This window comes from Carnobacterium sp., assembly GCF_032094055.1.
In the GTDB taxonomy this organism is placed as follows: domain Bacteria; phylum Bacillota; class Bacilli; order Lactobacillales; family Carnobacteriaceae; genus Carnobacterium_A.
The window spans coordinates 1-1,767 of record NZ_DAMDAK010000101.1; the positions used below are offsets into that span (position 1 = coordinate 1).

Consider the following 1,767-nt stretch of genomic DNA (forward strand, 5'->3'; position numbering starts at 1 on the left):
GGAAATAGCATAAAAGAAATAATGGTATCACACATATCATTGGCTGGATCAGAATAGGTAACTGCTAAATCGGCATCTGCCGAAGCAGCTTCTCCCAGTATAAAAACATCGGGTTTTACTTTACGCAATGCACTGGTCAAATCTTGGATATAGTTTTTAATATTTGGCAAATTTTCGTTAATGAGTTGTGCCGAAACCATGTCGCCATCATGCAAGGCAGGTTCACTCGGGAAGTCATCCAACTTATCTAAATGAATAAACGCATCTAACCGAAAACCATCTACTCCTTTATCCAGCCAAAATTTCCCAATATCAACCATCGCTTTGCCGACATGAGGATTATCCCAATTTAGATCCGGCATTTCCTTTTTAAACAAATGAAAATAATATTGATTGCCCACTGGTTCTTTTTCCCAGACAGAACCGCCAAAAATTGAAGCCCAGTTATTTGGCAAGTCACCATTCGGCTGAGCATCATGCCAAATATAAAAGTTCCGATGAGGATTTTCAGGACCTTTTAACGCTTCTTGGAACCATGGATGCTCAATAGAGGTATGATTTAAAACGAGGTCAAAAATAACTTTTAGATCACGTTTATGTGCTTCTTTAATGACGAGCTCTGCATCTTCCATTGTGCCAAAAATCGGATCAATCGCATAATAATCTGATACGTCATATCCATTATCGACTTGTGGGGATTTGAAAATAGGATTCAACCAAATAGCATTGACTCCGAGCTTTTGAATATAATCCAACCGCTGAATCACTCCAGGTAAATCCCCTATGCCGTTCCCATCTGTGTCTTGAAAGCTTCTTGGGTACACTTGATAGATAATCGCTTTTTTCCACCATTTTGAGTCGTGTTCCGTCATTTTTCCCACCTCCTGATCCATACTCTAAACAAGGCTGCTTTTCTATTATCTTTATTCTAATCAAATCACCGCTAAATTGCCAAATTTAACCCTCTAAAACCTATCTGCCTTTCTTTTAAAAAAGAAAAAATCCAATAAGCAACAACCGCTTTTGGATTTTTTTTACATTTTTTAGCTTACTTATCCATTCAGTTAAAGGGCACAAAAACATTTAGCTGTTTATGAAAAATTTCTACTTCGATAGGGAAGGCCGGTCCTGCATCGCCGTCAACAGTACAGACAAAGTTCTCTGGCCCTTTTGTACTGATAACAGCTTTTTTAAATTTCTTCAGAACTAATTTATCAGAATAATCTTCATCTTTACGGAATAATTCAGGGATAAGTTGCAGTTTTTCAACTGCCGTTGTTTCTTTTAAACACAACAATTGCAAATAACCATCATCCGTTTCAGCTGAAGAAAAAACTGTTCCGATTCCTGTAACAGAATTGCTTAAAGCAATAAGCAGCATACTGTAGTGCTCTTCGATTTTTTCTCCATCTAACGTTAAGTCAAAAAGGGCAGTATGTTCATCAGTCAAGGCTTTTAGTCCTTCAAAAACATAAGCTAATGGCCCAAATTTAGTCTTAGAGTCAGTATCTACGTTTTGCACGCTTTCTGGAATAGGCCCAACCGAGACAGTACTGACAAAATAAGTATCGTTTATTTTCCCTAAGTCAACTTTCTTTTGACTGGTTAATTCCAGATTACCAATGGCTTCTTCAGGTACGACAGAGATTTCTAACGCACGCGCAAAATTATTTACCGTTCCTAATGGAATGATCCCTACAGTGGGTTGGTGTTCATGAATAGCAATGCCATTTATTCCTTCATTTATCGTGCCATCACCGCCCATTA

2 protein-coding genes are annotated in these 1,767 nt (G+C 38.0%); both read right to left on the minus strand.

What is annotated here, in order from left to right; translation table 11 throughout:
• Window positions 1-872 (minus strand): alpha-amylase family glycosyl hydrolase (locus RT405_RS12100; RefSeq protein ID WP_313470009.1); only part of this gene is annotated, 872 nt, incomplete at its 3' end.
• A gap of 188 nt (window positions 873-1,060) precedes the next feature.
• Window positions 1,061-1,767, minus strand: a 707-nt coding sequence (locus tag RT405_RS12105; protein WP_313470011.1) for a YegS/Rv2252/BmrU family lipid kinase, incomplete at its 5' end; no start/stop codon positions are given.